The sequence below is a fragment of the Pseudorhodobacter antarcticus genome (assembly GCF_900110135.1).
Taxonomy (GTDB): domain Bacteria; phylum Pseudomonadota; class Alphaproteobacteria; order Rhodobacterales; family Rhodobacteraceae; genus Pseudorhodobacter; species Pseudorhodobacter antarcticus.
Genome location: NZ_FOCO01000009.1, coordinates 40,124 through 64,883 on the forward strand (window position 1 = coordinate 40,124; position 24,760 = coordinate 64,883).

Consider the following 24,760-nt stretch of genomic DNA (forward strand, 5'->3'; position numbering starts at 1 on the left):
TATACCCCCATGCGCTTTGCGCCTTGTTACGCTGCGGCAGCCTATCTTGCAAGATTGTTGCGGGGGTGTTTAGGCGGTGTTTTTGACTTGGGGTGTGCCGAATGGTCACGTTTAGCGCAAACGGGGGTCAAAGCTGCAGGTGGATGTGGTCGTCGTGGCGGGCGGCGCGGCAGCCTTGGAACCGGATTTTGGGATGGGCAACGGCAAGGGCGGCAGGGATGTGCGGCTCGATCAGGATCTTGCCTGTACGCGGGTCGTTGGCAAGGAAGGTGAGGGCGGTTTTCATGCGGGGGGCATCAAGGGGCCAATTGGGCAGGGCTGCGTTGAGCAGGGCCATATCCCAGCGCAGATCGGCCCAGCGGGTGGGGCAATTGGTGGGGCCGGACGCATAGCCCCAATAGCCGATGGGGGATTTGCTGCGCCCCGGTTGGTTTTCCCAATAAAGCGCGAGGTCAAGTTTTTCACCGTCATCATGGCTGAGATGCGGGAGCAAAGGCAGGTTGGTGAAAGGAAAGCCCGCATCCAGCGTGAGGGTGACGCTGCCGGGATGGGTGGTGGCCATATGGGCGGCCAAATCGGTGGTGAGGGTGAGGAGGGTGGGGGTAACGTAATGGCGGTTTAGCGCGCAATAAAGCACGCTTTGCGACCGCAGGCTGTCACCGAAACACGGCAGTGCCACACGGCCTGTGAGGGGGGCGAGGGTGAAGGCTGTGAGCCAAAGAAGGGCGTAAGTGGCTGTCAATGCGAGCCAAAAGCGGCGGAAGGGCAGGGCAAGCAGCCATGCCACCCCGCCGATTTGGGTGATCAGGGTCAGGGCCAGCACCGCCAGCCCATGCCCGATGATTTTAGCCGTAGGTCGCAACCGGGGTGCCTGCCAGCGCGGACATGTTCAACAGCCCGCGTGCGGTGATGGACGGGGTGACGATTTGGGCCTTGTTGCCCATGCCCATTAGAATTGGCCCCACTTCCAACCCGCCGCCGCGCATTTTTAGGATGTTGCGCACGCCGCCTGCCGCATCGGTGTTGGCGAACACCAGGACGTTTGCAGCCCCATCATAGCGGCCACCCGGGAAAATGCGGTCGCGCAAGGATTGGTCGAGGGCAGCATCGGTGTGCATTTCCCCTTCGTACAAGAAATCGCGGGGGGCACTGTCGAGGATCGCCAATGCGCCGCGCATCCGGCGGCCTGTATCGCTGTCAAGATTGCCAAATTGTGACCCAGCGCAGAGCGCGATTTTGGGCGTCATGCCAAAGCGTTTGACGTGGCGCGCGGCCCCGATCACCGATTCCGCGATTTGTGCGGGGGTGGGTTCGGTGTGGACATGAGTATCGGCGATGAACAAAGGCCCATCCTCCAATATCATCAGCGACAGCGCGCCGATGGCGTGGCGACCATCGGTGGCAAGCACTTGGTTGACGTAGTTCAGGTGCCACAGATACTGGCCAAAGGTGCCGCAGATCATGCTGTCCGCCTCATCCCTATGGACCATCACGGCGGCGATTGCGGTGGTGTTGGTGCGCATCACGGCGCGGGCGATATCGGGGCTGACCCCTTTGCGGGCCATCAAGGTATGATAGGTTTCCCAATAATCGCGGTAGCGGGGGTCGTTTTCGGGGTTCACCAGATCAAAATCGCGGCCGGGGCGGATGGGTAGCCCTGCGCGTTCGCAGCGGTTGGCGATGACATCGGGGCGGCCGATCAGGATGGGTTTGTCGGTCGTCTCCTCAATCATGGCGTTGGCGGCGCGCAGCACGCGTTCATCCTCGCCTTCGGCAAAGACGATGCGGCGGGTGACGGTGGCGGCGACTTGGAACACCGGGCGCATGATGAGGGCGGAACGGAACACCGACCCGTCGAGTTTGCGTTTATAGGCGTCGAAATCGTCGATTTTTTTGGTGGCGACCCCGGTTTCAATCGCGGCGCGTGCCACGGCCCCTGCGACGATACCGATTAGGCGCGGATCAAACGGTTTCGGGATCAGATATTCGGCCCCAAAGGTCAGTTGTTCGCCTTGATAGGCGGCTGCGGCCTCGGCACTTGTGGTCGCGCGGGCGAGGGCTGCGATGCCTTCGATGCAGGCGATTTTCATTTCATCATTGATGGTGGTGGCACCGACATCCAGCGCACCGCGAAAGATGAACGGGAAACACAGCACGTTGTTGACTTGGTTCGGGAAATCGGAGCGCCCGGTGGCCATGATCACATCGGGCACCACCGCGCGCGCATCAGCAGGTGAGATTTCGGGTGAGGGGTTGGCAAGGGCAAAGACGATGGGGCGTTTGGCCATGCGCGCGACCATGTCGGGTTTCAAAACGCCGGGGCCAGACAGGCCCAAAAACAGGTCCGCGCCGCCAATCACATCAGCAAGCGTGCGCAGATCGGATTTTTGCGCGTATTCGGCCTTTTGGGGGGTCATATCCTCGGTCCGGCCTTCGTAGACCAGCCCTTTGATATCGCACAGCCAGACGTTTTCGCGTTTGACGCCCAGTTTCAACAGCATGTTCAGGCAGGCGATGCCCGCAGCGCCGCCGCCGGTGGAGACGATTTTAATATCTTCGAACTTTTTGCCCGCCACAATCAGCGCGTTGGTGGCGGCGGCCCCCACCACAATGGCCGTGCCGTGCTGGTCATCGTGGAACACGGGAATGTTCATGCGCTGGCGGCAGATTTCCTCCACAATAAAGCAATCGGGGGCTTTGATATCTTCAAGGTTCACCGCACCGAACGTGGGTTCCAGCGCGCAGACGATTTCGGCGAGTTTATAGGGGTCGGGTTCGTTCACTTCGATATCGAAACAGTCGATATTGGCGAATTTCTTGAACAAAACCGCCTTGCCTTCCATCACGGGTTTGGAGGCGAGCGCGCCGATATTGCCAAGGCCCAGAACGGCGGTGCCATTGGTGATGACGGCCACAAGGTTGCCCTTGGAGGTGTAGCGGGTGGCGGTGGCGGGGTCTGCCTTAATCTCCAAACACGCTTCGGCGACGCCGGGGGAATAGGCAAGCGCAAGGTCGCGGCCATTGGCAAGCGGTTTGGTGGCGCGGATTTCCAGCTTTCCGGGTTTCGGAAACTCGTGATAATCCAAGGCGGCTTGGCGTTGGTTGTCGTTGCGTGTGTCGTCCATGTGACCCCTCCCGATAGGTGGTTTAGGCTTAAACTATTTTGCGTTTGCCGCAAGCCCGTGGGAATGTGGGGCAATTTCAGGATAAATTTGATAATGCGCGGGGTCTTGTTCTTTTGGCCGGGCCTTTGCATGCTGCGGGCGTGATCGCAGGGGAAAACATGGGGGAAACGATGCCTGAAATCCGTGCCGAAATGCGGCTGCCCACGCAACAGCTGCGCGATGATTTGCCGTTTTTCACGGGCGTGTTGGGGATGCGGTTGGATATGATTTATCCGGCGGATGACCCGGAGGTGGCGGTGCTGTCCGGGCATGGCCTGCGGTTGCGCATCCAAAAGGGCGCGGTTGAAGCGCCGGGCACAATCCGCATTTTGACGGATGATGTGGGGGCGTTTCCTGCGCGCAGGCTGACAGCACCGAATGGAACGCGGGTAGAGATTGAGGCGTTGAACCCACCTTTGGTCTTGCCCGCCACCGATCATGCGTTTGTTGTGCGGCGTTTGGCCGATCAAGCGCCTTGGGTGATTGGGCGCGCGGGCATGCAATACCGCGATCTGGTGCCATCGCGACTGGGTGGGGCGATTATCGCCAGCCATATCCGCATCCCCGATGGTGGCCCGGTGCCCGACATGGTGCATTTTCACAAAGTCGGGTTCCAGTTGATATTTTGCGTCAAAGGATGGGTGGATGTGGTCTATGAAGATCAGGGTGGCATCTTGCGCCTGCATGCGGGGGATTGTTTTATCCAACCGCCCGAAATCCGCCACCGCGTGTTGGAGGCGTCTGATGGGATTGAAGTGATCGAAATTGGCGTGCCCGCCGAACATGTCACCGAAATTGACCATGACCTGCGGTTGCCGACCCCGTATCTGCGCCCGGATCGCGAATGGCAGGGCCAGCGGTTTGTGCATAACAAAGGCGCAAATGCCGCGTTCCACCCTTTCCGCATTCCGGGGTTTGAGGCGCGCGATACCACCATCAACGCAGGCACCAAAGGCGTGGCAAGCGTCATGGTCGTCCGCCCCACAGGGCCAGCCCCCGCCACGAAACACGACACCGATATTTTGTTCACCTATGTGATGTCAGGCCAGATGACACTGACAGGCGCGGGCAAGCCCTCCTACCGACTAACCATGGGCGATGCCTTTGTCGTCCCGCCTGGCATGGCCACGCAATACATCGACACCACTCCCGACTTGCAATTGCTAGAGGTTACGCTGCCCGGTGATTTCACCACAACGGTCCTCTGACCCATTCGGCTTGGTCCAAATACCTCACGGGGGTCCGGGGGTGTGAAACCCCCGGCGCGTGCCCCATACGTCACCGCTTGAAACTTGCGCGCCCCGGATCCAGACTGCCCGAAAACCAACCCCAAACCGGAGGCTGATATGTCCTTGCTCGATACCGCCAAAGCTGTGCGTGAAAACGCCTATGCCCCTTATTCCCGTTTCAAAGTGGGGGCGGCCCTGCGCAGCACGAATGACAAGGTCTATGTTGGCGTGAACGCCGAAAATGTGGCCTATCCCGAAGGGACCTGTGCCGAGGCGGCGGCGATTGCGGCGATGTGCGCGGGTGGGGATTATGCAATTGCCGAATTGGTGGTTTATTCCGACAGCCCGACACCCGTCACCCCCTGCGGCGGGTGCCGCCAAAAAATCGCGGAATTTGCGGGGCCGGAGGTGGTGGTGACAATGGTGACAAAGGGGGGTGTTTCGGCGTCTGTCACGGTCGCAGATTTGCTGCCGGGGGCGTTTAGCATGACCCATATGGCCAATGTCGATGGCAAGTGAATTTGAGGCCCGCGGCATTATCGCGGGCCTGCGTGCCGGGTTGTCGCCTGCGCCGGGGGCGCTGGATTGGTTCGCGCGGGGCTTGGCATCGGGTGAGGTGACGGATGCGCAGGCGGGTGCGTTTGCTATGGCGATTTGTCTGCGGGGGCTGGATGCGGATGGGCGCGTTGCCTTGACCCGTTCGATGCAAACCAGCGGGATGCAGATGGAATGGGATTTGCCCGGCCCGGTTCTGGACAAACATTCCACCGGGGGGATTGGTGATTGTGTGTCGCTGTTGCTCGCGCCCGCGCTGGCGGCCTGCGGGGCTTATGTGCCGATGATTTCGGGGCGCGGCCTTGGGCATACGGGCGGCACGCTGGACAAGCTGGAGGCGATACCGGGGCTGCGGGTTGATCTTACGCCCGATGATTTGCGCGCGCAGTTGGTGCAGGGGCGTTGTGCGATTGTCGCGGCATCGGCCGATATTGCCCCGGCCGATCGCCGTCTTTACGCCATTCGCGATGTCACGGCCACGGTGGACAGCGTGGATTTGATCACCGCAAGCATCCTGTCGAAAAAGCTGGCAGCGGGGTTGGAGGGGTTGGTCCTGGACGTCAAATGCGGGTCTGGCGCGTTTATGAAGACGGAGGCCGAGGCGCGGGTTTTGGCGCAAGCCTTGGTGCGTACCGCGCAAGGGGCGGGCTGCATGACGACCGCGCTGATCACCGATATGTCGCAACCGCTGGCAAGTGCGGCGGGCAATGCGTTGGAGGTGATCGCGGTGATGGGAACCCTGACAGGCCACGCGATTGACCCCGATTTGTGGGATTTGACCGTGGCGCTGGGGGGGGAGGCGTTGGCGCTGGGCGGGCTGGCCGCCGATGCCGCCAAGGGGGCCGCGCGGGTGGAGGAGGCGTTGGAATCCGGGGCCGCCGCTGAGTATTTTGGCCGGATGATTGCGGCGCAAGGGGGGCCTGCGGATTTCGTTGACCGTTGGCCCGACCGTTTGCCTGCCGCCCCGGTGATGGTGGAATTTTGCGCGCCGCGCGCAGGCTTTGTGATGTCGATTGACACCCAAGCGGTGGGCGAGGCGGTGGTGCATCTGGGCGGTGGCCGCTTGCGCGAGGGCGCGCGGATTAACCCATCGGTGGGCTTTGCCGAGTTGATGGGGTTGGGCGAGGCGGTGGAGGCGGGCGAGCCGTTGGCGATGGTCCATGCCGCAAGCCTTGGTGCGGCAGAGGCGGCGTTGGCGCGTTTGGCGCAGGCGTACCGGATTGGCGATGTGGCCCCCGACACCCTGCCTTTGATCATTGGAAAAGTAACATGAACAAACGCGCGTTTTTGGTGGTGATGGATTCGGTGGGCATTGGCGGCGCGCCGGATGCTGCCGATTTTGGCGATGCGGGGGCCAACACGCTGGGGCATATCGCGCAGGCCTGTGCGGCGGGTTTGGCCGATGTGGGGCGCGCGGGGCTGTTGCAGGTGCCGCATTTGATGGGGTTGGGGCTGGGCCAAGCGATGGAATTGGCCGATGCCGGGGCCAGTTTTGATGCGGTCACGCCTGCGGGCCGTTGGGGGGCGGCCACGGAAGTGTCGCGCGGCAAGGACACGCCATCGGGGCATTGGGAATTGGCGGGGGTGCCTGTGCCGTGGGAGTGGTCGTATTTCCCCGACACCACGCCTGCGTTTCCGCCCGATCTGGTGGCCGAAGTGTGCCGCTTGGCGGGGACGGACGGGATTTTGGGCAATTGCCACGCGTCCGGCGTGCCGATCATCACCGCGCATTGCGAGGCGCATCTGCGCACGGGGTGGCCGATTTGCTATACCTCCGCCGACAGCGTGTTCCAGATCGCAGCGCATGAGGAGGCGTTTGGGCTGGAGCGGTTGATCGCGCTGTGCGAAGCGTTGGCCCCCTATTTGCACGCGCGCAAAGTGGGGCGGGTGATTGCGCGGCCCTTTACCGGGGTTTGTGGCGATTTCAAGCGCACGGCGAACCGGCGCGATTTTGCGATGGACCCGCCGGGGCCAACGCTGCTGGATTGGGTGCAAGATGCGGGGCGCGCCACCCATGCGGTGGGGAAAATTGGCGATATTTTTTCGGGGCGCGGGATTGGAACGCTGCACAAAGGCAAGTCGGATGCCGATTTGTTTGAGGTGTTGCTGGGGTTGCAAGACAGTGCCGAGGAGGGATCGCTGACATTCGCGAATTTTGTGGAATTTGACAGCCTTTATGGCCACCCGCGCGATGTGGCGGGATATGCGCGCGCGCTGGAATGGTTTGATGCGCGCGTGGCTGTGTTTTTGGCAGGTATGCGGCCCGGTGATTTGGCGATTTTCACCGCCGATCATGGCAATGACCCGACGTGGCGCGGGACCGAGCATACGCGCGAACGGGTGCCTGTGCTCTGCGCAGGCGTGGGTGCGGGGGCGATTGGGCATTGTGCCTTTGTCGATGTGGCGGCAAGTGTTGCCGCGCATTTGGGGGTTACGGCCCATGGACCCGGAAGGTCGTTTTTATGAGCTATGTGTCGCGCGCCAATCCGGCAAAGTTGGAATTGCACCACCATTTGGAAGGGGCCGCACCGCCTGCGTTCATTCGCGGGTTGGCGAAAGAAAAGCATATGGATATCAGCGGGATATTCGATGCGCAGGGGGCGTATAAATACGTCGATTTCTGGGATTTTCTGAAAGTGTATGAGGCGGCAACATCGACGCTGCAAAGCCCTGAGGATTACGCGCGCCTGACGCGGGCGGTGTTGGAAGAAAGCGCCAAATCGGGCGTGATTTATTGCGAGACGTTTTTAAGCCCCGATTTTTGCGGGGGGCGTGATGTTGGCGCGTGGCGCGAATACCTGCTGGCAATGCGTGAGGCGGCGGAGGCGGCGGAGCGCGATATGGGGATTACCTTGCGCGGCATTGTGACCGCCATTCGGCATTTTGGCCCCGATAAGGCGCGGCAAACAGCGGTTTGCGCTGCGGAAACGGTGGGGGATTTTATCGTTGGTTTTGGGTTGGCGGGGGATGAGACATCGGGCGCGCCTGCCGATTTCAAATGGTCGTTTGATTGCGCGCGTGAGGCGGGGCTGCATTTGACGGCGCATGCGGGCGAATGGGGCGGGCCGGAAAGTGTGCGGGCGGTGTTGGCCGATTTGGGCGTGTCGCGGGTGGGCCACGGCGTGCGCGCGATTGAGGATTTGGCGCTGGTGGACCAATTGGCCGAACAAGGCGTGGTGTTGGAGGTGTGTCCGGGGTCGAACGTGGCGCTGGGCGTGTACCCCAGTTTGCGCAAGCATCCGATTGGGGAATTGTACCGGCGCGGGGTGAAAGTGACCATTTCCACCGATGACCCGCCGTTTTTCCACACCACCATGCAGGCGGAATATGCCGGATTGCACGCAGCGTTCGATTGGGATGACGGGGTTTTTGCCGAAATCACCCAGACCGCGCTTGACGCGGCGTTTTGTGACGCGGATACCAAAACAAAGCTGCGCAAACGATTGGAGACCGCCCATGACTGACCATTTGACCATCGTGAACCACCCTTTGGTGCAGCACAAATTGTCTTTGATGCGCGACAAGGACACATCGACCAGCAGCTTTCGGCGGCTGCTGCGAGAGATCAGTTTGCTGTTGGCCTATGAGGTGACGCGCAATTTGGCGATGACCACGCGGCGGATTGAAACACCGATGGAGCCGATGGATGCGCCGGTGCTGGAGGGTAAAAAGCTGGCGCTGATATCAATTTTGCGGGCGGGCAATGGGTTGATGGACGGGATTTTGGAATTGATCCCGGCGGCGCGGGTGGGGTTTGTGGGGCTGTACCGCGATCCCGAAACGCTGCAACCCGTGCAATATTATTGCAAAGTGCCGGACGCGCTGGACAGCCGGATGACGATTGTGGTGGACCCGATGCTGGCTACGGGCAATTCATCAGTGGCGGCGATTGACCTGCTAAAGGCGCAAGGGGCCACTAATATTCGGTTTTTGTGCTTGCTGGCAGCCCCCGAAGGTGTGGCCCGGATGAAGGCCGCGCATCCCGATGTGCCGATTGTCACGGCCAGTTTGGACAGCCATTTGAATGACCATGGATATATTGTTCCGGGGCTAGGGGATGCGGGTGACCGCATGTTTGGTACAAAATAGCGGCCTTTTGGCCTTTACTCGCGTGCAAACCTTGACCATTATCGACCCGATACGACCTTGGGGGTAGTTATGTTCAAAGTGTTTGCCGTTGCGGCTTTGGTGGCACTTGCTACTGTATCTGCCGCGTCCGCCCAATCCATGGCCGGGCCTGCCGAAAATCCGCCATCCAGCTTCAAAGGCTCGCAATATGTTGACAGCCGGGGGTGCGTGTTTTTGCGCGCAGGTATCGGTGGGCGCGTCAGCTGGGTCCCGAGAATTTCGCGTGATCGCAAAGCATTGTGCGGGCCGTCGCCAGCATCTGCCGCGCGTGAAGTGGCCGCAGCTGTTGCGGCACCCGTGGTTGCCGCACCCGTGCCGCGCCAAGCCCCGCGTGAGGCAGTTGGCGCGCCAATGCGCACCATCGCCAGTCAGTTGCCGCGCGCTACAGCGCCCGTTTCGCGCGTGCAGGCCCCACAGCGCGCCGCCACGCGGGTTGATATTCCTCTGCCAAACGCCGTACAGCGCCGCAAGGGTTGCCCCGCATCGTCGCCTTATGGTGCGCCGGTGACGCTGGCGGATGGTCGGCGGTCGCTGATGTGTTCGTCGAACCCGAATTTCAATGTACAGGCCGCGCTGAATGCTTTGCAGGCGCAGCGCAATGTACCATTGGCCCGATCGGCAACCCAAGCCTATGCGCCGCAGATTGCCAGTGGCAATGACGGTTACACCCCGCGCCGCCCTGCGTTTGGCGTTCGTGGTGGGGTGCCGCAGGGCGTGAATGCGCCGCGCGTCACAGCACCGACATATGCCCCAACGGCCGCGAATGATGGATATACGCTGCGTCGTCCAAGCGCCGCAGCCGCGCCAGTTGTCCCAAAAGGCTACATCAAAGCGTGGAAAGATGATCGTCTGAACCCCAATCGCGGGATTGGTACGCGCTGGGGCGAGGCGCAGCAGGACCAAGTATGGACCCGCGATGTTCCCGCGCAATTGACCGCTGACCAACCAGTGAAACGCCGGGTATATGCGACATCTGCCAGCAATGCGCCGCAGCGTGCGCGCGGTGGGTATTATGTGCAGGTCGGCACCTTTGGTGAGGCGGGCAACGCGGCCCGCAGTGTGGGCCGTTTGCAAGGCATGGGCCTGCCAGTGACGAAATCGCGGATCACCAACAAAGGCCGCGCGATGCAAATCGTAATGGCCGGACCGTTTGGGGATGCTGGCAGTGCGCAGGCGGCCTTGTCGCAGGCGCGGCGGTCCGGGTTCGGGGATGCGTTTATCCGTTAAGCATAGGCTCCACGCCCCCGCGTTGGGGGTTTGGCAAGAAGTCGGGCAGAACAAACCTTACCCCCTTTGGCACTGTCCAAAGGGGGTTTTTCATTTCCGGGGGCTGGCCTGTACAGGGGTTGGTTTTGTCGGTAGGGTTTTCAGAATGGAAATTTAGCGAAAAAGGAGCCGGATCATGGCTGCGAAAACCAAAGCGTTGAAAAAAGAGATCAAGCAGCGCACCAGCAAGATTGAGGGCCAGTTGGCCAAGTTGGCGAAGGCGTTGACGAAGTTGAAAAAGAAGTCTTGAACGGGCTTTGGCGGGTGCGGCGGCCTGCGCTGCATCTGTCCTTGACCAATGCGTGATTCCGCATCATATCCACGTCTATGATCGACCTTGAACTCATCCGCAACTTCTCCATCGTGGCGCATATCGACCACGGTAAATCCACCCTTGCCGATCGTCTGATCCAGATGACGGGGACGGTGGCTGAACGTGATATGAAGGCGCAAATGCTCGATTCAATGGATATTGAGCGGGAGCGGGGGATTACGATCAAAGCCAACTCGGTGCGGATTGAATATCCGGCCAAGGATGGCAAACGATATATCCTGAACTTGATCGACACGCCCGGCCATGTGGATTTCGCCTATGAAGTCAGCCGGTCGATGCGGGCGGTGGAGGGATCTTTGTTGGTAGTCGACGCCAGCCAAGGGGTTGAGGCGCAGACGCTGGCCAACGTGTACCACGCGCTGGATGCGGGGCATGAAATTGTGCCCGTGCTGAACAAAATTGATTTGCCTGCGGCAGAGCCGGAACGGGTGAAGCAGCAGATTGAAGACGTGATCGGGTTGGATGCGTCCGATGCCGTGATGATTTCCGCCAAATCCGGCATTGGGATTCCCGAGGTGCTGGAGGCGATTGTGACCAGGCTGCCTGCGCCCAAAGGCGACCGCAACGCGCCATTGAAGGCGATGTTGGTGGACAGCTGGTACGACAGTTATTTGGGCGTGGTCGTGATGATCCGCGTGATCGATGGCGTGGTGCGCAAGGGCGACCGCATCAAGATGATGCAGACCAATGCGGTGTATGGCGTGGATAAGCTGGCCGTGTTGAAGCCGCAGATGGTGGATATTGCGGAACTGGGGCCGGGCGAGATTGGGATTTGGACCGGGTCCATCAAGCAAGTGCGCGACACCCGTGTGGGCGATACGATTACGTCTGAGAAAAAAGGCTGTGAGACACCGCTGCCGGGGTTTAAGCCCGCGCAACCTGTTGTTTTCTGTGGTCTGTTCCCGGTCGATGCCAATGATTTCGACGATCTGCGCGATGCGATCGAAAAGCTGCAACTGAATGATGCAAGTTTTAGTTCCGAGATGGAAACATCGGCGGCGCTTGGGTTTGGCTTTCGTTGTGGGTTCTTGGGGCTTTTGCATCTGGAGGTTATTCGCGACCGGTTAGAGCGTGAATATGATCTGGATTTGATCACCACAGCGCCGTCAGTGGTGTTCCATTTGCACATGAAAGACGGCGAGGTGCGCGATTTGCACAACCCCGCCGACATGCCCGACCTGACGCTGATTGACCATATTGACGAGCCGCGTATCAAGGCGACGATTTTGGTCCCGGATGAATATTTGGGCGATGTGTTGAAGCTGTGCCAAGACCGCCGGGGCATCCAGATGGATCTGTCCTATGCCGGGCCGCGCGCGATGGTGGTATATGATTTGCCGCTGGCCGAGGTGGTTTTTGATTTCTACGACCGGTTGAAATCGGTTTCCAAAGGCTACGCCAGTTTTGACTATGTGATTTCGGAGTACCGTGAGGACCATCTGGTTAAGATGTCGATTTTGGTCAACGATGAACCGGTTGATGCGCTGTCGATGATGGTGCACCGCGACCGTGCCGATATGCGGGGCCGCGCGATGGTCGAAAAGTTGAAAGACCTTATTCCGCGCCACATGTTCAAAATTCCAATCCAAGCGGCGATTGGAGGGCGGGTGATTGCGCGCGAAACCTTGTCTGCGATGCGCAAGGATGTGACCGCGAAATGTTATGGCGGGGATGCCAGCCGTAAGAAAAAACTGTTGGAAAAGCAAAAAGCCGGGAAAAAGCGGATGCGCCAGTTTGGCAAAGTCGAAATCCCGCAAGAGGCGTTTATCAGCGCCTTGAAGATGGACAGCTGAAAGGCGGGCCGTTTCCAGCCCGCCTTTGTGACTTGATTCAGTTCGGGGTGTCACAGCGGATGGTTGCGTGTACCCGCCCGCGCAAGGCTTGCGGCCAACGCAGGTTAATTTGACGCTGGTTTGGGCCAATTTCCGTTTCAACAAACGGGTTGGAGTAATCCAGCGCATTGGCCGCGGTGCGCACCCCGTTTTCCACCACCACAGACGCCACGCTGCGCGCGCGCCCACCAAAGGGCAGATAGCCCGCCGTATCGACCACCCAAGTGCTGGACGCCGTGTTTTGATCGTGTTGGATCGTCACCGGGCTTTGCGTGATTTGGTTCACGCCATTATAGGCGTTTCCGTCAAAGGTGATGTTGCGAAAGCGCGCAAAATCGAGGGTGGAATAGGTGGTATCGACCGCCTCAATCCGGTCGATATTGCCCGCCACGGTGCGAAACACGTTGTTGGTAAAGGCAAGGCCGTTGATAAAATGGCCCGGCCCATAAGGCGTGATGATGAAGTATTTGAACGATGTGCCCGTGTCGGTGGAGGTGAAGATGTTGCCTGTCACCGTCAGCCCGCCAAAGGAAAACTCGCTGCTGAAGCCCGGCGCGCTGTCGTGTTCGTTGCACCATTCAAGGAAGCAATTGTCGATGTAATTGCCGATGACCAGAGTTTTGATGTTGGTGGAGGTGAACACAATGCCCGCGCGCCGTACCCCTGCGGTTTGATCATCGCCTTGGAAAAAGTGGTTGCCGCTGATGATGTTGCCCGACCCTGCCAGAATGGCGAAATGAGCAAAGCGCACCACGCGGTTGTCGCGGATTTTGGGGTCGTTGGAGTTGACGTTCATCGCAATCGATGTGCGGTTTTGCGCCGGGATGGGCTGTTCGTTTGACAAAAACTGGCATTGATCGACGAACAGGCCTTGGCACCCTTCGCCGATGGAGGTGATGCCGCGATCCTTGGGGCGGTTAAACGTGCAATCGGCAAAGCGAAACCCGATCCCTGCGGGGGGTAACATGACCGCGCTGGAACGGCCACCGCATTGCAGTTCCATATCGGTAATTTCAAACCGGCCCAAATTGGCAAAGCCGCTGAAATCCAACAGGTATTTATGGCGGCGGAAGGTGTAGGTGCGCGTGCCTGCGGCCCCCCACAAAGGGCGGCTGATCATGATGGTGCCTGCGCCAACGTCCTTGGAGGTGACGTAGATTTCACGCCCAACCCCGGTACCTGTCATGCGTGACCCGACGATGATGTTGGCCACGTTTGACACGCCCGTTAAACGAAACGCATTGCTGTTGGGCGTGTAGGTGGCGACGGATGTGGTGGTTTCATCGGCCCAAGCGGTGGAATTATCCGCCTCAATCTGGCCATTGGTCAGCACGCGGCGCTGCACCAGCGTTGTCAGCCCTGCCACCGCCGCCACATCCACCGGGCTGGACAGCAAAACGCGCCGCCCGTTCAAATCAAAGCTGGCGTGATCGGTGAAGTAAAACAGCACTTGCAGGCCGCGACGAAAGCCTGCCTCCTCATTGCCAAAAGCGGATTGATAGGTATCAAGATTGTAATCGCGGGTACAAGACAGCCGGAATTGCGGCGGCATGATAACCGTGCCTTCAAACCGGACTTTGGCGGTGAAGGTGACGTTGGTGTTGAGCAAATAGGTGCCTTTGGACACCAAAACCGACACTTCGTTCAGGCGGGCATAGGTGTCGGCGGCATCAAAGGCGGCGGCGTCATTGGTGATGCCATTGCCGCGCGCGCCGAAATCGCGCACATCCACCCAATCCATCAAATCGCGCAGAAAGGCAGAGGTGATATCTTCGATCACGATATCATCAATCCGTACGATACCACCGTTTGGCCCGATCAGGTCCAGCCCGAAATAGCCATACACTGGGGTGGCGCCCCAAGCCATATTGACGCCAGGGCGGTTGCCTGTGGCGATGATCGCAGACACCGTGACAACCTCACCATAGGTGGTGAGCGTGACGGCGGGGCCAATTTGGGGCACGTTCAGCACGTTGGCGTTGGTGGATGATCCGGCCCAGCCCGCGATGCGCACGGTGGGCAGGTTGCCCGAAATCGCTTTGACCCGCGCCGACACGCGCAAATAAAGCCCCGGAATGATGGAGGTTTGCGCGTAGGATCGCAGTTTTTGCGTGGTCGTGGTTTTTTGCATTTCCAGGCAGCCGCCGAAATCGGCATCTGCGGGCACAAGCGCCACGTTGGATTGGCCCAGATAGCTGGCCGATCCGGGCACCCCATCGCCGCGTGACCACAGATTGAGGCCGGCCGAAAACGGTGGCGGCATCAGTACCAGCCCGTCGGTAATCGCTTTGTTCATTGATCCAAACCCTCACGTTTTGTGCATTTCGTAAGGCAAACCCGTGGGGTTGCCATCGCCGGGCCAGAATTAGGGGGTTTAGGTTAATTCAGATTAAGGCCAGCGCGCGGTGTTGGGGTGGTATGTGCAACGGGTTAAGGGCGTGCCGCAAGGGCTGCCAGCAACGTGGCCGCGGCGGCATCGGGTGTTGTTTGCCCTTGGGCCACCGCATCGCCTGCGGCCCGCATTTTGGCGCGCATGTCTGGGTTTTCGGTCAGCGCGGCCAGCAGGCCTTGGCGCACTTCATCTTCAAACCAGTGGCGTGATTGTTCGGCGCGGTTTTGGTCCCAGTGGCCGTGGCTGCGGCGCCAGTCGTTTAGGGTGCGCATTTCACCCCAAGCCGTGGCAAGGCCGGAATCGTGCAGCGCAGAGACGGTCATTGCCTTGGGGAAATCGGGCGGGTCCTGGGGGCGGCGGCGCAGCAGGCGCAGGGCCCCCGCGTAATCGGCGCAAGTGCGCAGGGCGGCAGATTTTAGATCGCCATCGGCCTTGTTCACCAAAATCATATCGGCCATTTCCATGATGCCGCGTTTGACGCCTTGCAATTCATCGCCGCCTGCCGGGGCCAGCAGCAGGATGAAAAGATCGGACAGCTGCGCTACCACCGTTTCGGATTGGCCCACGCCGACAGTTTCAATCAGGACCACGTCGAACCCTGCCGCCTCACACAGGGCCACCGCCTCGCGCGTGCGGCGCGCCACACCGCCCAGATGGGTTTGGCTGGGGCTGGGGCGGATAAAGGCCGCAGGCGTGCGGCTGAGGCGGTCCATGCGGGTTTTATCGCCCAAGATGGAGCCGCCCGACCGTGCCGATGACGGGTCCACCGCCAGCACCGCCACCCGCAACCCTTGGGCCACCAGCATCAACCCAAAGGATTCGATGAAGGTGGATTTGCCCACGCCGGGCGTGCCGGATAGGCCGATGCGCAAGGCTTGGCGGCCCGTGCCACGCAACCGACTTGCCAAATCCAACGCTTGGGCGCGGTGATCGGCGCGGCGCGATTCCACCAGTGTGATGCCGCGCGCCAAGGCCCGCCTGTCGCCCAAGACCAGCTTTTCTGCGATTTCTGAAACATCCATGCGGCGGCTCCGGCAAAGTTTCACTGTTTGGGGGGGGTGGGTGACGCGATTGTCACCTTTCCCCCCCGCTTTAGGGTTTTTTGCACCGCCCATTCCGTATATGCCAGTGGAAACGGAACAAAACGCCGGAAAGGAGTGTTGATCCCATGATAAAACCCCTTCGTGCCCTTGCGACGGCCCTTGTGATTGGGGCGATGTTGCCCGCCGCCGCCCATGCCCAACGGATGGAGGATAAGGCGGTTTTTGATGTGGTGATCCGCGGGATCAGTGCGGCAAGCCTGAGTTTTTCGGGCGTGCAGGACGGCAACCGATATGCCGTGTCTGGCGTGTTGAAAAGTGCGGGGCTGGCGGCATTGTTGCGCAAGATCAGTTATACTGCGACCGTCAAAGGCACCGTGAATGGTGCGCGTTATATCCCGTCCAGTTATGTGGAGCAGGCGGACACTGGCAAGAAAAAATCATCCAGCACAATGACTTATACGCGCGGCGTGCCGCGTGCGGTGCAATACACGCCCCCGCGTGAAGGGCGTGACCGCGAGATTGACCCTGCCAGCCAAGGCGGCACAGTGGACACGTTGACCGCCCTTTATGCCATTTTGCGCGATGTTGATATGGGGCAGGAATGTCGGGTCAATTTGCCGATGTATGATGGGCGTTATGTAAGTTCCATCGTGTTGTCAAAACCGGTGAAGTCGGGGGATAGCGTAACCTGTTCGGGCCAATACAAGCGCATTGCGGGCTTCAAGCCAGCGGAGATGGCAGAGCGCACGACCTTTCCGTTCACGCTGACGTACCGCGCGGCGGGCAACGGCCGGATGCGGGTGACGGAGGTGGCGCTGGATTCCATCTATGGCAAAGCGGCGATGAAACGCCGATAGAGCTGCTGTGAACCCAAACGACCCCCTTCCGATTGATGAGGCGCTGCCCCGCCTTTTGGACGCCTTGCGCGCCCATGGTCAGGCTGTGCTGCAAGCGCCGCCCGGTGCGGGCAAAACCACCCGTGTGCCGTTGGCGATGCTGGAGGCGGGGCTGGTTGCGGGCCGGATTTTGATGCTGGAACCGCGCCGCCTTGCTGCGCGCACATCGGCCGAACGGATGGCCGAAACGCTGGGCGAGCCTGTGGGCCAAACCGTGGGATACCGTGTGCGCGGCGAGGCAAAGGTAAGCCGCGCCACGCGGATTGAGGTGGTAACCGAAGGCATTTTGACCCGGATGATTCAGTCTGATCCCGGCCTTGATGGCATTGGTGCGCTGATCTTTGACGAATTTCACGAACGCAGTTTGAACGCGGATTTGGGGTTGGCGCTGGCCTTGGAAATTCGAGGGGCGTTGCGCGATGATTTGATGATTTTGGTGATGTCGGCCACGTTGGATGCGGCCCCGGTGGCCGCGTTGATGGGCGATGCGCCGTTGATCACGTCTGAGGGGCGAGCCTTTGCGGTTGAAACCCGTTGGTTGGCGCGCCCGCTGCCGCCTCGCGCGCGGCTGGAACCTGAAATGGCCGCGCTTATTGTTCAAGCGCTGGAGGAGTGTCCCGAAGGGGGGCTGTTGGCGTTTTTGCCGGGTGAAGGCGAAATTCGGCGGGTGGAGGCGGCGTTGGCGGGCCGTTTGCCGCCCGATTGCACAGTGCGCCCGCTGTTTGGCAATATGCCCTTTGCCGATCAACGCGCGGCGCTGGCCCCCCAAGCATCGGGGCGCAAGATTGTGTTGGCCACCGCGATTGCCGAAACCTCGCTGACCTTGCCGGATATTCGGGTTGTGGTGGATGGGGGGCGGTCGCGGCGTGCGCGGTTTGACCCCAATTCCGGCATGTCGCGGTTGGTAACGGAACGGGTGACAAAGGCCGAGGCGGAACAGCGGCGGGGCCGGGCGGGGCGTGTGGCCCCCGGCACCTGTTATCGGTTGTGGACCAAGGGCGAGGAGGGGGGCATGGCCGCCTTTCCGCCAGCAGAGATTGAGGCGGCGGACCTGACGCCGCTGGTGCTGGAACTGGCGCTGTGGGGCAGTGCGGAGGGGTTGGCGTTTTTGACGCCGCCCAATCCGGGGGTGATGGCCGAGGCGCAGGCGTTGTTGGCATCATTGGGCGCGTTGCACCAAGGGCGGATTACCGATCATGGTCGTGCGCTGGCTGCGTTGCCGTTGCATCCGCGCCTTGGCCATATGCTGCAAATGGCGGGGGGCGGGCCAGATGCGGCCACCTTGGCGGCGGTTTTGGCCGAACGTGACCCTGTGCGCGGTGCGCCGCCCGACCTTAACCTGCGGCTGGCTGCGATTGCCAACCCGCGCGGGTTTGAAGAAAACCATCCCTTTGCGGTGGACCGTGGCGTGGTGGAGCGCATAAAGGCCGAGGCAAAGCGGCTGAAGCGGGGTGAGGCGCGCAGCGCATTTTCCCCCGGACAGCTTGCAGCGCTGGCCTATCCCGACCGGGTGGCGCTGCGGCGCAAAGGTGATGCGCCGCGGTTTATTCTGTCAGGGGGCAAAGGGGCCGTGATGGAGGCAGGAACGCCGCTGGCGGGCCATCGCTTGATGATCGCGACGGACCTTGACGGCGATGCCCGTGAAGCGCGGATACGCCAAGCCGCCCCGATCACGGAGGCGGAGCTGCGCGCGCTGTTTGGGCCGCAGATTGCGTGGGTTGACGTGTGCGATTGGTCGCGGCGCGAGGGGAAAGTGATTGCGCGGCGGCAAGAACGCTTTGGTGCGCTGGTGTTGGATGATCGCGTGTGGCCCGATGCCCCAGCGGAGGCTGTGGCGCGTGCGGCGTTTGACGGTTTGCGCCTTTTGGGGGTGCCGTGGACGCCTGCTGCGGCCCGTCTGCGCGCCCGTGTGGTGCTGTGCCGAGAGGAGGGCAGCGATTTGCCGGACCTTACGGACGCGGCGTTGATGGACAGTGCGGATTGGTTGTTGCCGTATTTAAGTGGTCTGAAAACTGAAGGACAGTTGCGCGCGCTGGACCTTACAGAGGCGCTGCGCGCGCTGATTGGCTGGGACGGCATGCAATTGCTGGACCGTTTGACGCCCAGCCATTTCACCACCCCGTTGGACCGCCGCATCCCGATTGATTATGATGGCGAAGCGCCGGGCATTGCGTTGCGGTTGCAAGAGATGTTTGGCGTTACACAGCACCCGACTGTGGGGCCGAAATCCTTGCCGTTGCGGGTTACTTTGCTGTCGCCGGGGGGCAGCCCTTTGCAAACCACGATGGATTTGCCGGGGTTTTGGACCAACACCTATGATGATGTGCGCAAGGATATGCGGGGCCGGTATCCGCGCCACCCCTGGCCCGATGACCCGCGTGTGGCGGACCCAACCTTACGCGCAAAGCCGCGCGGGACGTGATATTGCGGGGGGTGTTGCATGCTGTGCGTGGCGGCGTGCCAACAATACCCGTGCTTCATGGGCAGTCAGGATACGGCGGGCGGCGGTGGCGTGCAGATGGGTGACGCGCGCATCGGCTTGCAAGATTTTGGTTAGGTCTGTGGCGGCGCGGTGGGGCAAAGCCTCAATCACTTGGGGGCCGGGGAAAAGGGTTTCGGCGGCGGTGCCATTGGCGATCACCAATTGATGGCGCGACAGCAACAGGTGGTGGTAGCTGACTTTGCACACCCCCACCGCTTGGAAAACGCCCGCCAACCCGAGAAGATGTTTGGCGGCGACCAGCACCTCTGCCTCGCCAAACAGCAGTTCGCAATCGGCCCCTGACAGCAGCATCAAATGTTGGCCCGATACCCACAGATCGGCGTCATTGCCCAACACGCCCGCGCTGATGCAGACAGGGCGCGCCGCATCTGCCGCGATCACGCTGCCGCCGCCCGCCCAGATCAGGGGCTGCGGGCCGTCGTCCAGCGTTTCCACCCAATCGCCCGCTTTCAAGCTTTCAACGGCGCGCGGGCCTGTTGGGGTGGCGATTTGGGTGCCTGCGACAAAACACACGGGGTTGCCATTCAAAAACCGGGTGGACCAGATGCCGTTGGGGTCATTTGGATCCAACACGGCGTTGGGGAAGTTTGTCAACGCGGCCGCATTGCCCGATCCGGGGATAACATAGTCGATTGCGCCGCCATTTGTCATGCCGGTTTGCGCCACGCCCGCAAAACCGTTGGTCCATTGCACCTGTTGATAGATGAAGTCGATTTCAAAATTACCGTTGCCCGTGTGTTCCAGCACCAGTTGAAACGTGTTGGTGCCAGAGCCCGAATAGGGGCGCACGCCCAGCCAAGTGATCGTGACGCGCCCCGATGCTGGGTCGAGGTCATAATAGATGTTATTGGTGCCATTGGCCGTGCCGCTGGTGATGTTAATATCCGACTAGAACACCGCAATCGCAGGATAGGTTAGGGCAGATAGCGCGGTCGGGGTATAGCTGGTCACGGCGCTGTTGAAGGTAATCAATCCATTAGTATTGATGAAAATACTGGTGTAATTTGTGCCGAAATAATTGATGCCGGATGGCCCAAACACGGAGGTAATGTTGAGGCGCAGCGCGCCGTCATCATAGTTACCAGTGGTCAAAGGGCCGCCGCGCACGCTGCCTTCGCCCACGCCTTGCGGCCCGCCCAGTCCTGTGTTGATCGCAGCCATTCTGGCACCGCATCCCAAAAATTTCTAAGCTTAGGGATAGGGGCTGGCTGTGTTTAATCTTTGTGCGAAAGGTGGCATTTGTGTGAATTTGGAAACAATAGGGGTGCGATTTAGCCTAAATAGCGAACAATCTGGCCTATGGGCCGCGCACTGTTTCCAGATTTCGTGAACGGGAGCGTTAGAGCCGTTCCATAACATCGCTGCTGGAAACAATGGCGGCAAAGTCAGCGAGTGTGCCCAAGGTCACGGATAAAACCGTGGCCGGATCATGCGCCACACCGTCCGGGCCGGTAATACCAAAGCCAAAGACTGCATCCTGCACCACCGTGACCGCAAACCCCAGATTGGCCGCCATCCGCACGCTGCTGGACACACAGTAATTTACCGCAGCGCCGATCACGACCAGATGGGTGATGCCAGAAGCCTGTAAATGCGCGGCCAGTTCGGTGCCGATAAAAGCGGAGGAGCCGGTTTTAATAAACACCGCCTCGGGCGGCAAAGGGGCCGCGCAAGGCATGACAACGCCGCCGGGCGTGCCAATCCGAAAGCGGGACGTGGGGCGCGGATCATCATGGTGTATATGGACAACAGGCAACCCCGCAGCCCGAAACTGTGCCAAAGTTTCGGCAATCGCGGTTTCTGCCAGCGGGTTGGAGCGGGGCTGGCCTGCCGCCGTGCGCCGCGCAAATTCCATTTGGCAGTCAATCACCACCAGCGCCGTTGTCATGGCCTAAACCCCCAAGCACCAACGCATCACCGCTTTTTGGGCGTGAAGTCGGTTTTCCGCCTCGTCAAATACTACCGAATGGGGGCCATCCATAACCGCACTTGTCACCTCATCGTTGCGATGCGCGGGCAGGCAATGCATGAACAAAGCATCAGGTTTGGCATGGGCCATCAACGCCTCATTCACCTGATAGCCGCGGAGTTGGTTGTGACGGCGTTCCTTTGCGGATTCGGGGTCGTGCATCGACACCCAAGTGTCTGTCACCACCAGATCAGCGCCTGCCACAGCGCGGGCTGGGTCACGTTCGATCGCCACGGTCACGCCTTTGGCGCGGGCGAAGTTGATCCACTCCGCCTCGGGGTCCAAGGTTTGGGGGCCGGTGAAGGTGAAATCAAAGCCGAACTGGCCAGCGGCATGCAGAAAGCTGGCGGCAACGTTGTTGCCATCGCCGCACCAGACGACCTTTTTGCCAGCGATCGGTCCGCGCTGTTCTTCATAGGTCATCACATCGGCCATGATTTGGCAGGGATGCGTGCGGTTGGTCAGGCCGTTGATCACGGGGACGGTGGCGTGTTCGGCCATTTCCAAGAGTGTCGCCTCTTCAAACGTGCGGATCATGATCAGATCGACATAGCGCGACAAAACGCGGGCGGTGTCGGCGATGGTTTCGCCGTGGCCGAGCTGCATTTCCTTGCCTGACAGCACCATCGTTTGCCCGCCAAGTTGGCGCACGCCGACATCAAAGGACACGCGCGTGCGGGTCGATGGTTTTTCAAAGATCAAGGCGACCATGTGGCCTGCCAAGGGTTGGTCATCATCGGGTGTGCCTTTGGGGCGGCCGTTGCGGGCGGTTTTCATCGCATGGGCGCTGTTGATCATAGACCGCAGGTCGGTGGCGGAGGTGGTGTGGATGTCTAAAAAATGAGCCATTTTTGCTTTCTGGAAAGCGCCGGGGGGCCAGCCCCCCGGACCCCCCGAGGTATTTTTACTAAGATGAATAGGATTTAGGACGCGAGCGAAGCGGCTGCGTGATCAAGACGGGCCAATGCTTCGGTTATGTCGGCATCGGTGATATTGAGTGCGGGCAGCAGGCGGACCACGTTATCGGCGGCGGGCACTGTCAGCAGGTGTTGGCCGTAACTGGCTTTGACCACGTCCGTATTGAGCGCTTTGCACTTTAGGCCTAGCATTAGGCCTGCGCCGCGCACTCCTTCAAACACTTCCGGATGGCTGGCCGCCAGCCCTTCTAGCCCTTGGCGAAAAAGGCCCGCTTTGCGGTTCACCTCGGCCAGAAAGGCGGGGTCCGTGATCACTTCCATCACTTTTGCGCCAACGGCGCAGCCCAAAGGATTGCCACCATAAGTAGAGCCGTGGGTGCCCGGCACCATGCCTGCGGCAGCGTTTTCGGTGGCCAGCAGCGCGCCGATGGGAAAGCCGCCGCCGATGCCCTTGGCGACCATCATGATGTCGGGAGTGATGCCGGACCATTCATGCGCGAACAGTTTGCCCGTGCGGCCCACGCCGCATTGCACCTCGTCCAAAATCATCAGGACGCCGGTTTGATCGCACAGATCGCGGAGCCCTTTCAGGCAAGCATCGGGCAGCACGCGGATGCCGCCTTCGCCTTGGATTGGTTCGAGCATGACGGCGGCGACATTGTCTGTCATGGCCGCGCGCAGGGCGTCATGGTCGCCAAAATCAAGAGTTTTGAAGCCGGGCATCAAGGGGCCAAAGCCTTTGACCATTTTCTCGGAGCCTGCGGCAGCAATGGCCCCGGTGGAGCGGCCATGGAATGCACCAGTAAAGGTTAAAATTTCCACTCGGTCTGGTTGGCCTTTGTCGTACCAATATTTACGGGCCATTTTGATGGCGAGTTCGGCGGCCTCTGTGCCGGAATTGGTGAAAAAGACCGTGTCGGCAAAGGTGTGTTCGACCAGCAAATCCGCCAGTTTTTGTTGCTGGGGGATTTGGTAGAGGTTGGAGACGTGCCACAATTGGCCGGCCTGTTCCGTCAGCGCCTCGACCAATGCGGGGTTGGCGTGGCCAAGCGCGTTTACTGCGATGCCTGCCCCCAAATCCAAGTATCGCGCGCCATCCATTGTGGTCAGCCATGAGCCTTCGCCTTTGGCAAACGCCAAGGGAGCACGGTTGTAGGTGGGCAAAATGGCGGGGATCATGGTGTTGTCCTTTTGGTGGGGATGCTTAGCCGTGCCAAAGGCGGGCCGCCAAGTCAACGTCTATGTCATGGGGAAACGGGGCGGCGTGCCTGTCGGGCATGGTAGATCGGCCGAAAACGCGTTGATTAGCGTCGGCGTCGGGGCAGTTGGAAATGGAGTGCCTGCGTGATCATGTTCATCTTGCTAAGGGGGGGGCGGGACCTTGTAACGTGTGATTTTGTGGGTTTTGCCCTTTGTTTTCGCGGTAAGGGTACTGCGGGCCTTGTATCCGCCGCGCTGGGATTGTATCTAGGCCCGTCACAGATAATTGGCGCAGGCGCGGCCACTTTGCCCGCCCCCAACACCGGAGATAGGCATGTCCTGGACAGATGAGCGTGTTGAAACGCTGACGAAAATGTGGGCGGATGGCCAAAGCGCCAGCCAGATTGCCAAGGAATTGGGCGGGGTTACGCGCAATGCGGTGATTGGCAAGGTCCACCGTTTGGGCCTGTCGAACCGTGTTGCTGGCGGTGCGGAAAAGGAGGAGGCGGAGGCAAGTTCCGCAGCCCCGGTCCGGGAAGAGCCTGTTGTGCGCCCCGTGGAAGCGGCGGCTGTGCGGACGGAGGTAAAGCCCGCAGCACCCACCCCGCGGCCTGCATCGGCCCCCGTCAATCCAAAAATGGCGCAGGTGGTTAACAACGTGACCCCGTTGCCGTTGCGCAAGTCAATTGTGCCTGCGGGCCAGCCATTGCCACCGCAACCATCGGCGAATGAGATCAGCCCCGAAGCGCTGGCATCGGTGCGGGAGGTTGAAAAGCATGCCAAGCGGATTAGCCTGATGGAATTGACCGAGCGCACTTGCAAATGGCCGATTGGTGACCCCGCGACCGAGGATTTTTGGTTTTGCGGTCTGCCATCGGCTACGGGTAAACCTTATTGCGATGCGCATGTGGGTGTGGCGTTCCAGCCAATGAGCGCGCGGCGTGATCGCCGTCGTTAAAACAGCGTTTCCATGCGCCATGGACAAAAGCCGCCTTTGGGCGGCTTTTTGTTTATGTTTGGCTTATTTGGGTTTGGGGCAGTTGATGCGGCCCCGCATTTCACCGCTGTCGCCTTGCAGCGTGCTTTCGACCAAACGGCAGCCCGTCACCTCTGGGATCAGTGCGATCATGGTGGCCCTGATGCCTTGGTGGTCGCCTGGTGATGCCCAGCCAAGGCGTATCACCTCTACCCGTCGGTCTTTTTGAAACACGGTGTAGGCGCGGCCGTCGCGCGTTACATCGGTGCGTTCGGCCCCCCACATTTGCGGGGTGGGCTGTGCGCCGCAGGCGGCGAGGGCGAGGCAAAGGAGGGGGACAATTTTCATCATGCGTT

At 60.4% G+C, this 24,760-nt stretch carries 21 protein-coding genes; 11 read left to right on the top strand and 10 right to left on the bottom strand.

Annotated features, from left to right (window positions below; translation table 11 throughout):
• Positions 1 to 127: 127 nt before the first annotated feature.
• Together BMY36_RS06345 and BMY36_RS06350 are read right to left on the bottom strand one after the other, a co-directional pair.
• Positions 128 to 862, bottom strand: coding sequence for a hypothetical protein (locus BMY36_RS06345; protein ID WP_050521125.1), 735 nt, complete (start codon positions 860 to 862; stop codon positions 128 to 130).
• Positions 846 to 3,125: an NADP-dependent malic enzyme gene (locus BMY36_RS06350; protein ID WP_050521126.1), complete on the bottom strand. Its 2,280-nt coding sequence runs from the start codon at positions 3,123 to 3,125 to the stop codon at positions 846 to 848. Before BMY36_RS06350 ends, BMY36_RS06345 begins: the two co-directional genes overlap by 17 nt.
• A gap of 170 nt (positions 3,126 to 3,295) precedes the next feature.
• On the opposite strand from BMY36_RS06350, the gene BMY36_RS06355 reads away from it, so the two are divergent.
• The 8 genes from BMY36_RS06355 (at position 3,296) to lepA (ending at position 12,469) form a co-directional block, all read left to right on the top strand.
• Positions 3,296 to 4,372, top strand: a complete 1,077-nt coding sequence (locus BMY36_RS06355) for a cupin domain-containing protein (protein ID WP_050521221.1) — start codon at positions 3,296 to 3,298, stop codon at positions 4,370 to 4,372.
• A 138-nt stretch (positions 4,373 to 4,510) separates the two neighbouring features.
• A complete protein-coding gene (gene cdd / locus BMY36_RS06360) occupies positions 4,511 to 4,912 on the top strand; it encodes a cytidine deaminase (RefSeq protein ID WP_050521127.1) in 402 nt (133 codons plus the stop codon).
• Positions 4,902 to 6,221, top strand: a complete 1,320-nt coding sequence (locus BMY36_RS06365) for a thymidine phosphorylase (protein WP_050521128.1) — start codon at positions 4,902 to 4,904, stop codon at positions 6,219 to 6,221. The genes cdd and BMY36_RS06365 overlap by 11 nt, the downstream gene beginning before the upstream one ends.
• Positions 6,218 to 7,414 carry a phosphopentomutase gene (locus BMY36_RS06370; RefSeq protein WP_050521129.1) on the top strand — a complete coding sequence of 399 codons (1,197 nt, stop codon included), beginning with the start codon at positions 6,218 to 6,220 and terminating at the stop codon, positions 7,412 to 7,414. Before BMY36_RS06365 ends, BMY36_RS06370 begins: the two co-directional genes overlap by 4 nt.
• Positions 7,411 to 8,412, top strand: a complete 1,002-nt coding sequence (locus BMY36_RS06375; protein WP_050521130.1) for an adenosine deaminase — start codon at positions 7,411 to 7,413, stop codon at positions 8,410 to 8,412. Before BMY36_RS06370 ends, BMY36_RS06375 begins: the two co-directional genes overlap by 4 nt.
• A complete protein-coding gene (gene upp / locus BMY36_RS06380) occupies positions 8,405 to 9,037 on the top strand; it encodes a uracil phosphoribosyltransferase (RefSeq protein WP_050521131.1) in 633 nt (210 codons plus the stop codon). The genes BMY36_RS06375 and upp overlap by 8 nt, the downstream gene beginning before the upstream one ends.
• Positions 9,038 to 9,106: 69 nt before the next feature.
• Positions 9,107 to 10,303, top strand: a complete 1,197-nt coding sequence (locus tag BMY36_RS06385; protein ID WP_050521132.1) for an SPOR domain-containing protein — start codon at positions 9,107 to 9,109, stop codon at positions 10,301 to 10,303.
• 366 nt (positions 10,304 to 10,669) lie between these two features.
• A complete protein-coding gene (gene lepA / locus BMY36_RS06390) occupies positions 10,670 to 12,469 on the top strand; it encodes a translation elongation factor 4 (RefSeq protein ID WP_050521133.1) in 1,800 nt (599 codons plus the stop codon).
• A 37-nt stretch (positions 12,470 to 12,506) separates the two neighbouring features.
• Here the strand turns inward: lepA and BMY36_RS06395 are convergent, their stop codons facing one another.
• The gene (locus BMY36_RS06395) at positions 12,507 to 14,804 is read right to left on the bottom strand and encodes a glycosyl hydrolase family 28-related protein (protein ID WP_050521134.1); all 2,298 of its coding nucleotides are present in this window, start codon (positions 14,802 to 14,804) and stop codon (positions 12,507 to 12,509) included.
• A 134-nt stretch (positions 14,805 to 14,938) separates the two neighbouring features.
• Entirely contained in the window at positions 14,939 to 15,922 is a 984-nt protein-coding gene (gene meaB / locus BMY36_RS06400) for a methylmalonyl Co-A mutase-associated GTPase MeaB (RefSeq protein WP_050521135.1), read from the bottom strand.
• A gap of 146 nt (positions 15,923 to 16,068) precedes the next feature.
• Here meaB and BMY36_RS06405 point away from each other — a divergent pair, with 146 nt between their 5' ends.
• Together BMY36_RS06405 and hrpB are read left to right on the top strand one after the other, a co-directional pair.
• Entirely contained in the window at positions 16,069 to 16,800 is a 732-nt protein-coding gene (locus tag BMY36_RS06405) for a DUF3108 domain-containing protein (RefSeq protein ID WP_050521136.1), read from the top strand.
• Between the two features lie 7 nt (positions 16,801 to 16,807).
• Positions 16,808 to 19,261, top strand: a complete 2,454-nt coding sequence (gene hrpB / locus BMY36_RS06410; RefSeq protein WP_050521137.1) for an ATP-dependent helicase HrpB — start codon at positions 16,808 to 16,810, stop codon at positions 19,259 to 19,261.
• Here the strand turns inward: hrpB and BMY36_RS06415 are convergent.
• The 5 genes from BMY36_RS06415 to BMY36_RS06435 all read right to left on the bottom strand — a co-directional run bounded on the left by BMY36_RS06415 (position 19,235) and on the right by BMY36_RS06435 (position 23,407).
• Positions 19,235 to 20,224 carry a Hint domain-containing protein gene (locus tag BMY36_RS06415; protein ID WP_331458151.1) on the bottom strand — a complete coding sequence of 330 codons (990 nt, stop codon included), beginning with the start codon at positions 20,222 to 20,224 and terminating at the stop codon, positions 19,235 to 19,237. The two genes, hrpB and BMY36_RS06415, sit on opposite strands and share 27 nt — an antisense overlap.
• 6 nt (positions 20,225 to 20,230) lie before the next feature.
• Positions 20,231 to 20,503 carry an NIDO-like domain-containing protein gene (locus BMY36_RS06420; RefSeq protein WP_050521139.1) on the bottom strand — a complete coding sequence of 91 codons (273 nt, stop codon included), beginning with the start codon at positions 20,501 to 20,503 and terminating at the stop codon, positions 20,231 to 20,233.
• Positions 20,504 to 20,681: 178 nt separating this feature from the next.
• Complete coding sequence (locus BMY36_RS06425) at positions 20,682 to 21,230, bottom strand: isochorismatase family protein (RefSeq protein WP_050521140.1); 549 nt, start codon at positions 21,228 to 21,230, stop codon at positions 20,682 to 20,684.
• A 3-nt stretch (positions 21,231 to 21,233) separates the two neighbouring features.
• On the bottom strand, positions 21,234 to 22,160 hold the full coding sequence (gene argF, locus BMY36_RS06430) for an ornithine carbamoyltransferase (protein WP_050521141.1): 927 nt from the start codon (positions 22,158 to 22,160) through the stop codon (positions 21,234 to 21,236).
• Positions 22,161 to 22,234: 74 nt separating this feature from the next.
• Positions 22,235 to 23,407 (bottom strand): aspartate aminotransferase family protein, encoded by a 1,173-nt coding sequence (locus BMY36_RS06435; protein WP_050521142.1) that lies wholly within the window; start codon positions 23,405 to 23,407, stop codon positions 22,235 to 22,237.
• 355 nt (positions 23,408 to 23,762) lie between these two features.
• Here BMY36_RS06435 and BMY36_RS06445 point away from each other — a divergent pair, with 355 nt between their 5' ends.
• Entirely contained in the window at positions 23,763 to 24,386 is a 624-nt protein-coding gene (locus BMY36_RS06445) for a GcrA family cell cycle regulator (RefSeq protein ID WP_050521144.1), read from the top strand.
• A 63-nt stretch (positions 24,387 to 24,449) separates the two neighbouring features.
• Here BMY36_RS06445 and BMY36_RS06450 read toward each other — a convergent pair whose 3' ends face one another.
• Positions 24,450 to 24,755 carry a hypothetical protein gene (locus tag BMY36_RS06450; protein ID WP_050521145.1) on the bottom strand — a complete coding sequence of 102 codons (306 nt, stop codon included), beginning with the start codon at positions 24,753 to 24,755 and terminating at the stop codon, positions 24,450 to 24,452.
• Positions 24,756 to 24,760 lie beyond the last annotated feature (5 nt).

Coding starts and splice junctions, on each gene's coding strand:
- BMY36_RS06450 (WP_050521145.1), bottom strand. CDS start 24,755: ATGATGAAAATTGTCCCCCTCCTTTGCCTCGCCCTCGCCGCCTGCGGC.
- upp (WP_050521131.1), top strand. CDS start 8,405: ATGACTGACCATTTGACCATCGTGAACCACCCTTTGGTGCAGCACAAA.
- BMY36_RS06435 (WP_050521142.1), bottom strand. CDS start 23,407: ATGATCCCCGCCATTTTGCCCACCTACAACCGTGCTCCCTTGGCGTTT.
- BMY36_RS06370 (WP_050521129.1), top strand. CDS start 6,218: ATGAACAAACGCGCGTTTTTGGTGGTGATGGATTCGGTGGGCATTGGC.
- BMY36_RS06355 (WP_050521221.1), top strand. CDS start 3,296: ATGCCTGAAATCCGTGCCGAAATGCGGCTGCCCACGCAACAGCTGCGC.
- BMY36_RS06425 (WP_050521140.1), bottom strand. CDS start 21,230: ATGACAACGGCGCTGGTGGTGATTGACTGCCAAATGGAATTTGCGCGG.
- BMY36_RS06350 (WP_050521126.1), bottom strand. CDS start 3,125: ATGGACGACACACGCAACGACAACCAACGCCAAGCCGCCTTGGATTAT.
- lepA (WP_050521133.1), top strand. CDS start 10,670: ATGATCGACCTTGAACTCATCCGCAACTTCTCCATCGTGGCGCATATC.
- BMY36_RS06385 (WP_050521132.1), top strand. CDS start 9,107: ATGTTCAAAGTGTTTGCCGTTGCGGCTTTGGTGGCACTTGCTACTGTA.
- BMY36_RS06445 (WP_050521144.1), top strand. CDS start 23,763: ATGTCCTGGACAGATGAGCGTGTTGAAACGCTGACGAAAATGTGGGCG.
- BMY36_RS06405 (WP_050521136.1), top strand. CDS start 16,069: ATGATAAAACCCCTTCGTGCCCTTGCGACGGCCCTTGTGATTGGGGCG.
- argF (WP_050521141.1), bottom strand. CDS start 22,160: ATGGCTCATTTTTTAGACATCCACACCACCTCCGCCACCGACCTGCGG.
- cdd (WP_050521127.1), top strand. CDS start 4,511: ATGTCCTTGCTCGATACCGCCAAAGCTGTGCGTGAAAACGCCTATGCC.
- BMY36_RS06365 (WP_050521128.1), top strand. CDS start 4,902: ATGGCAAGTGAATTTGAGGCCCGCGGCATTATCGCGGGCCTGCGTGCC.
- meaB (WP_050521135.1), bottom strand. CDS start 15,922: ATGGATGTTTCAGAAATCGCAGAAAAGCTGGTCTTGGGCGACAGGCGG.
- BMY36_RS06395 (WP_050521134.1), bottom strand. CDS start 14,804: ATGAACAAAGCGATTACCGACGGGCTGGTACTGATGCCGCCACCGTTT.
- BMY36_RS06420 (WP_050521139.1), bottom strand. CDS start 20,503: ATGGCTGCGATCAACACAGGACTGGGCGGGCCGCAAGGCGTGGGCGAA.
- BMY36_RS06375 (WP_050521130.1), top strand. CDS start 7,411: ATGAGCTATGTGTCGCGCGCCAATCCGGCAAAGTTGGAATTGCACCAC.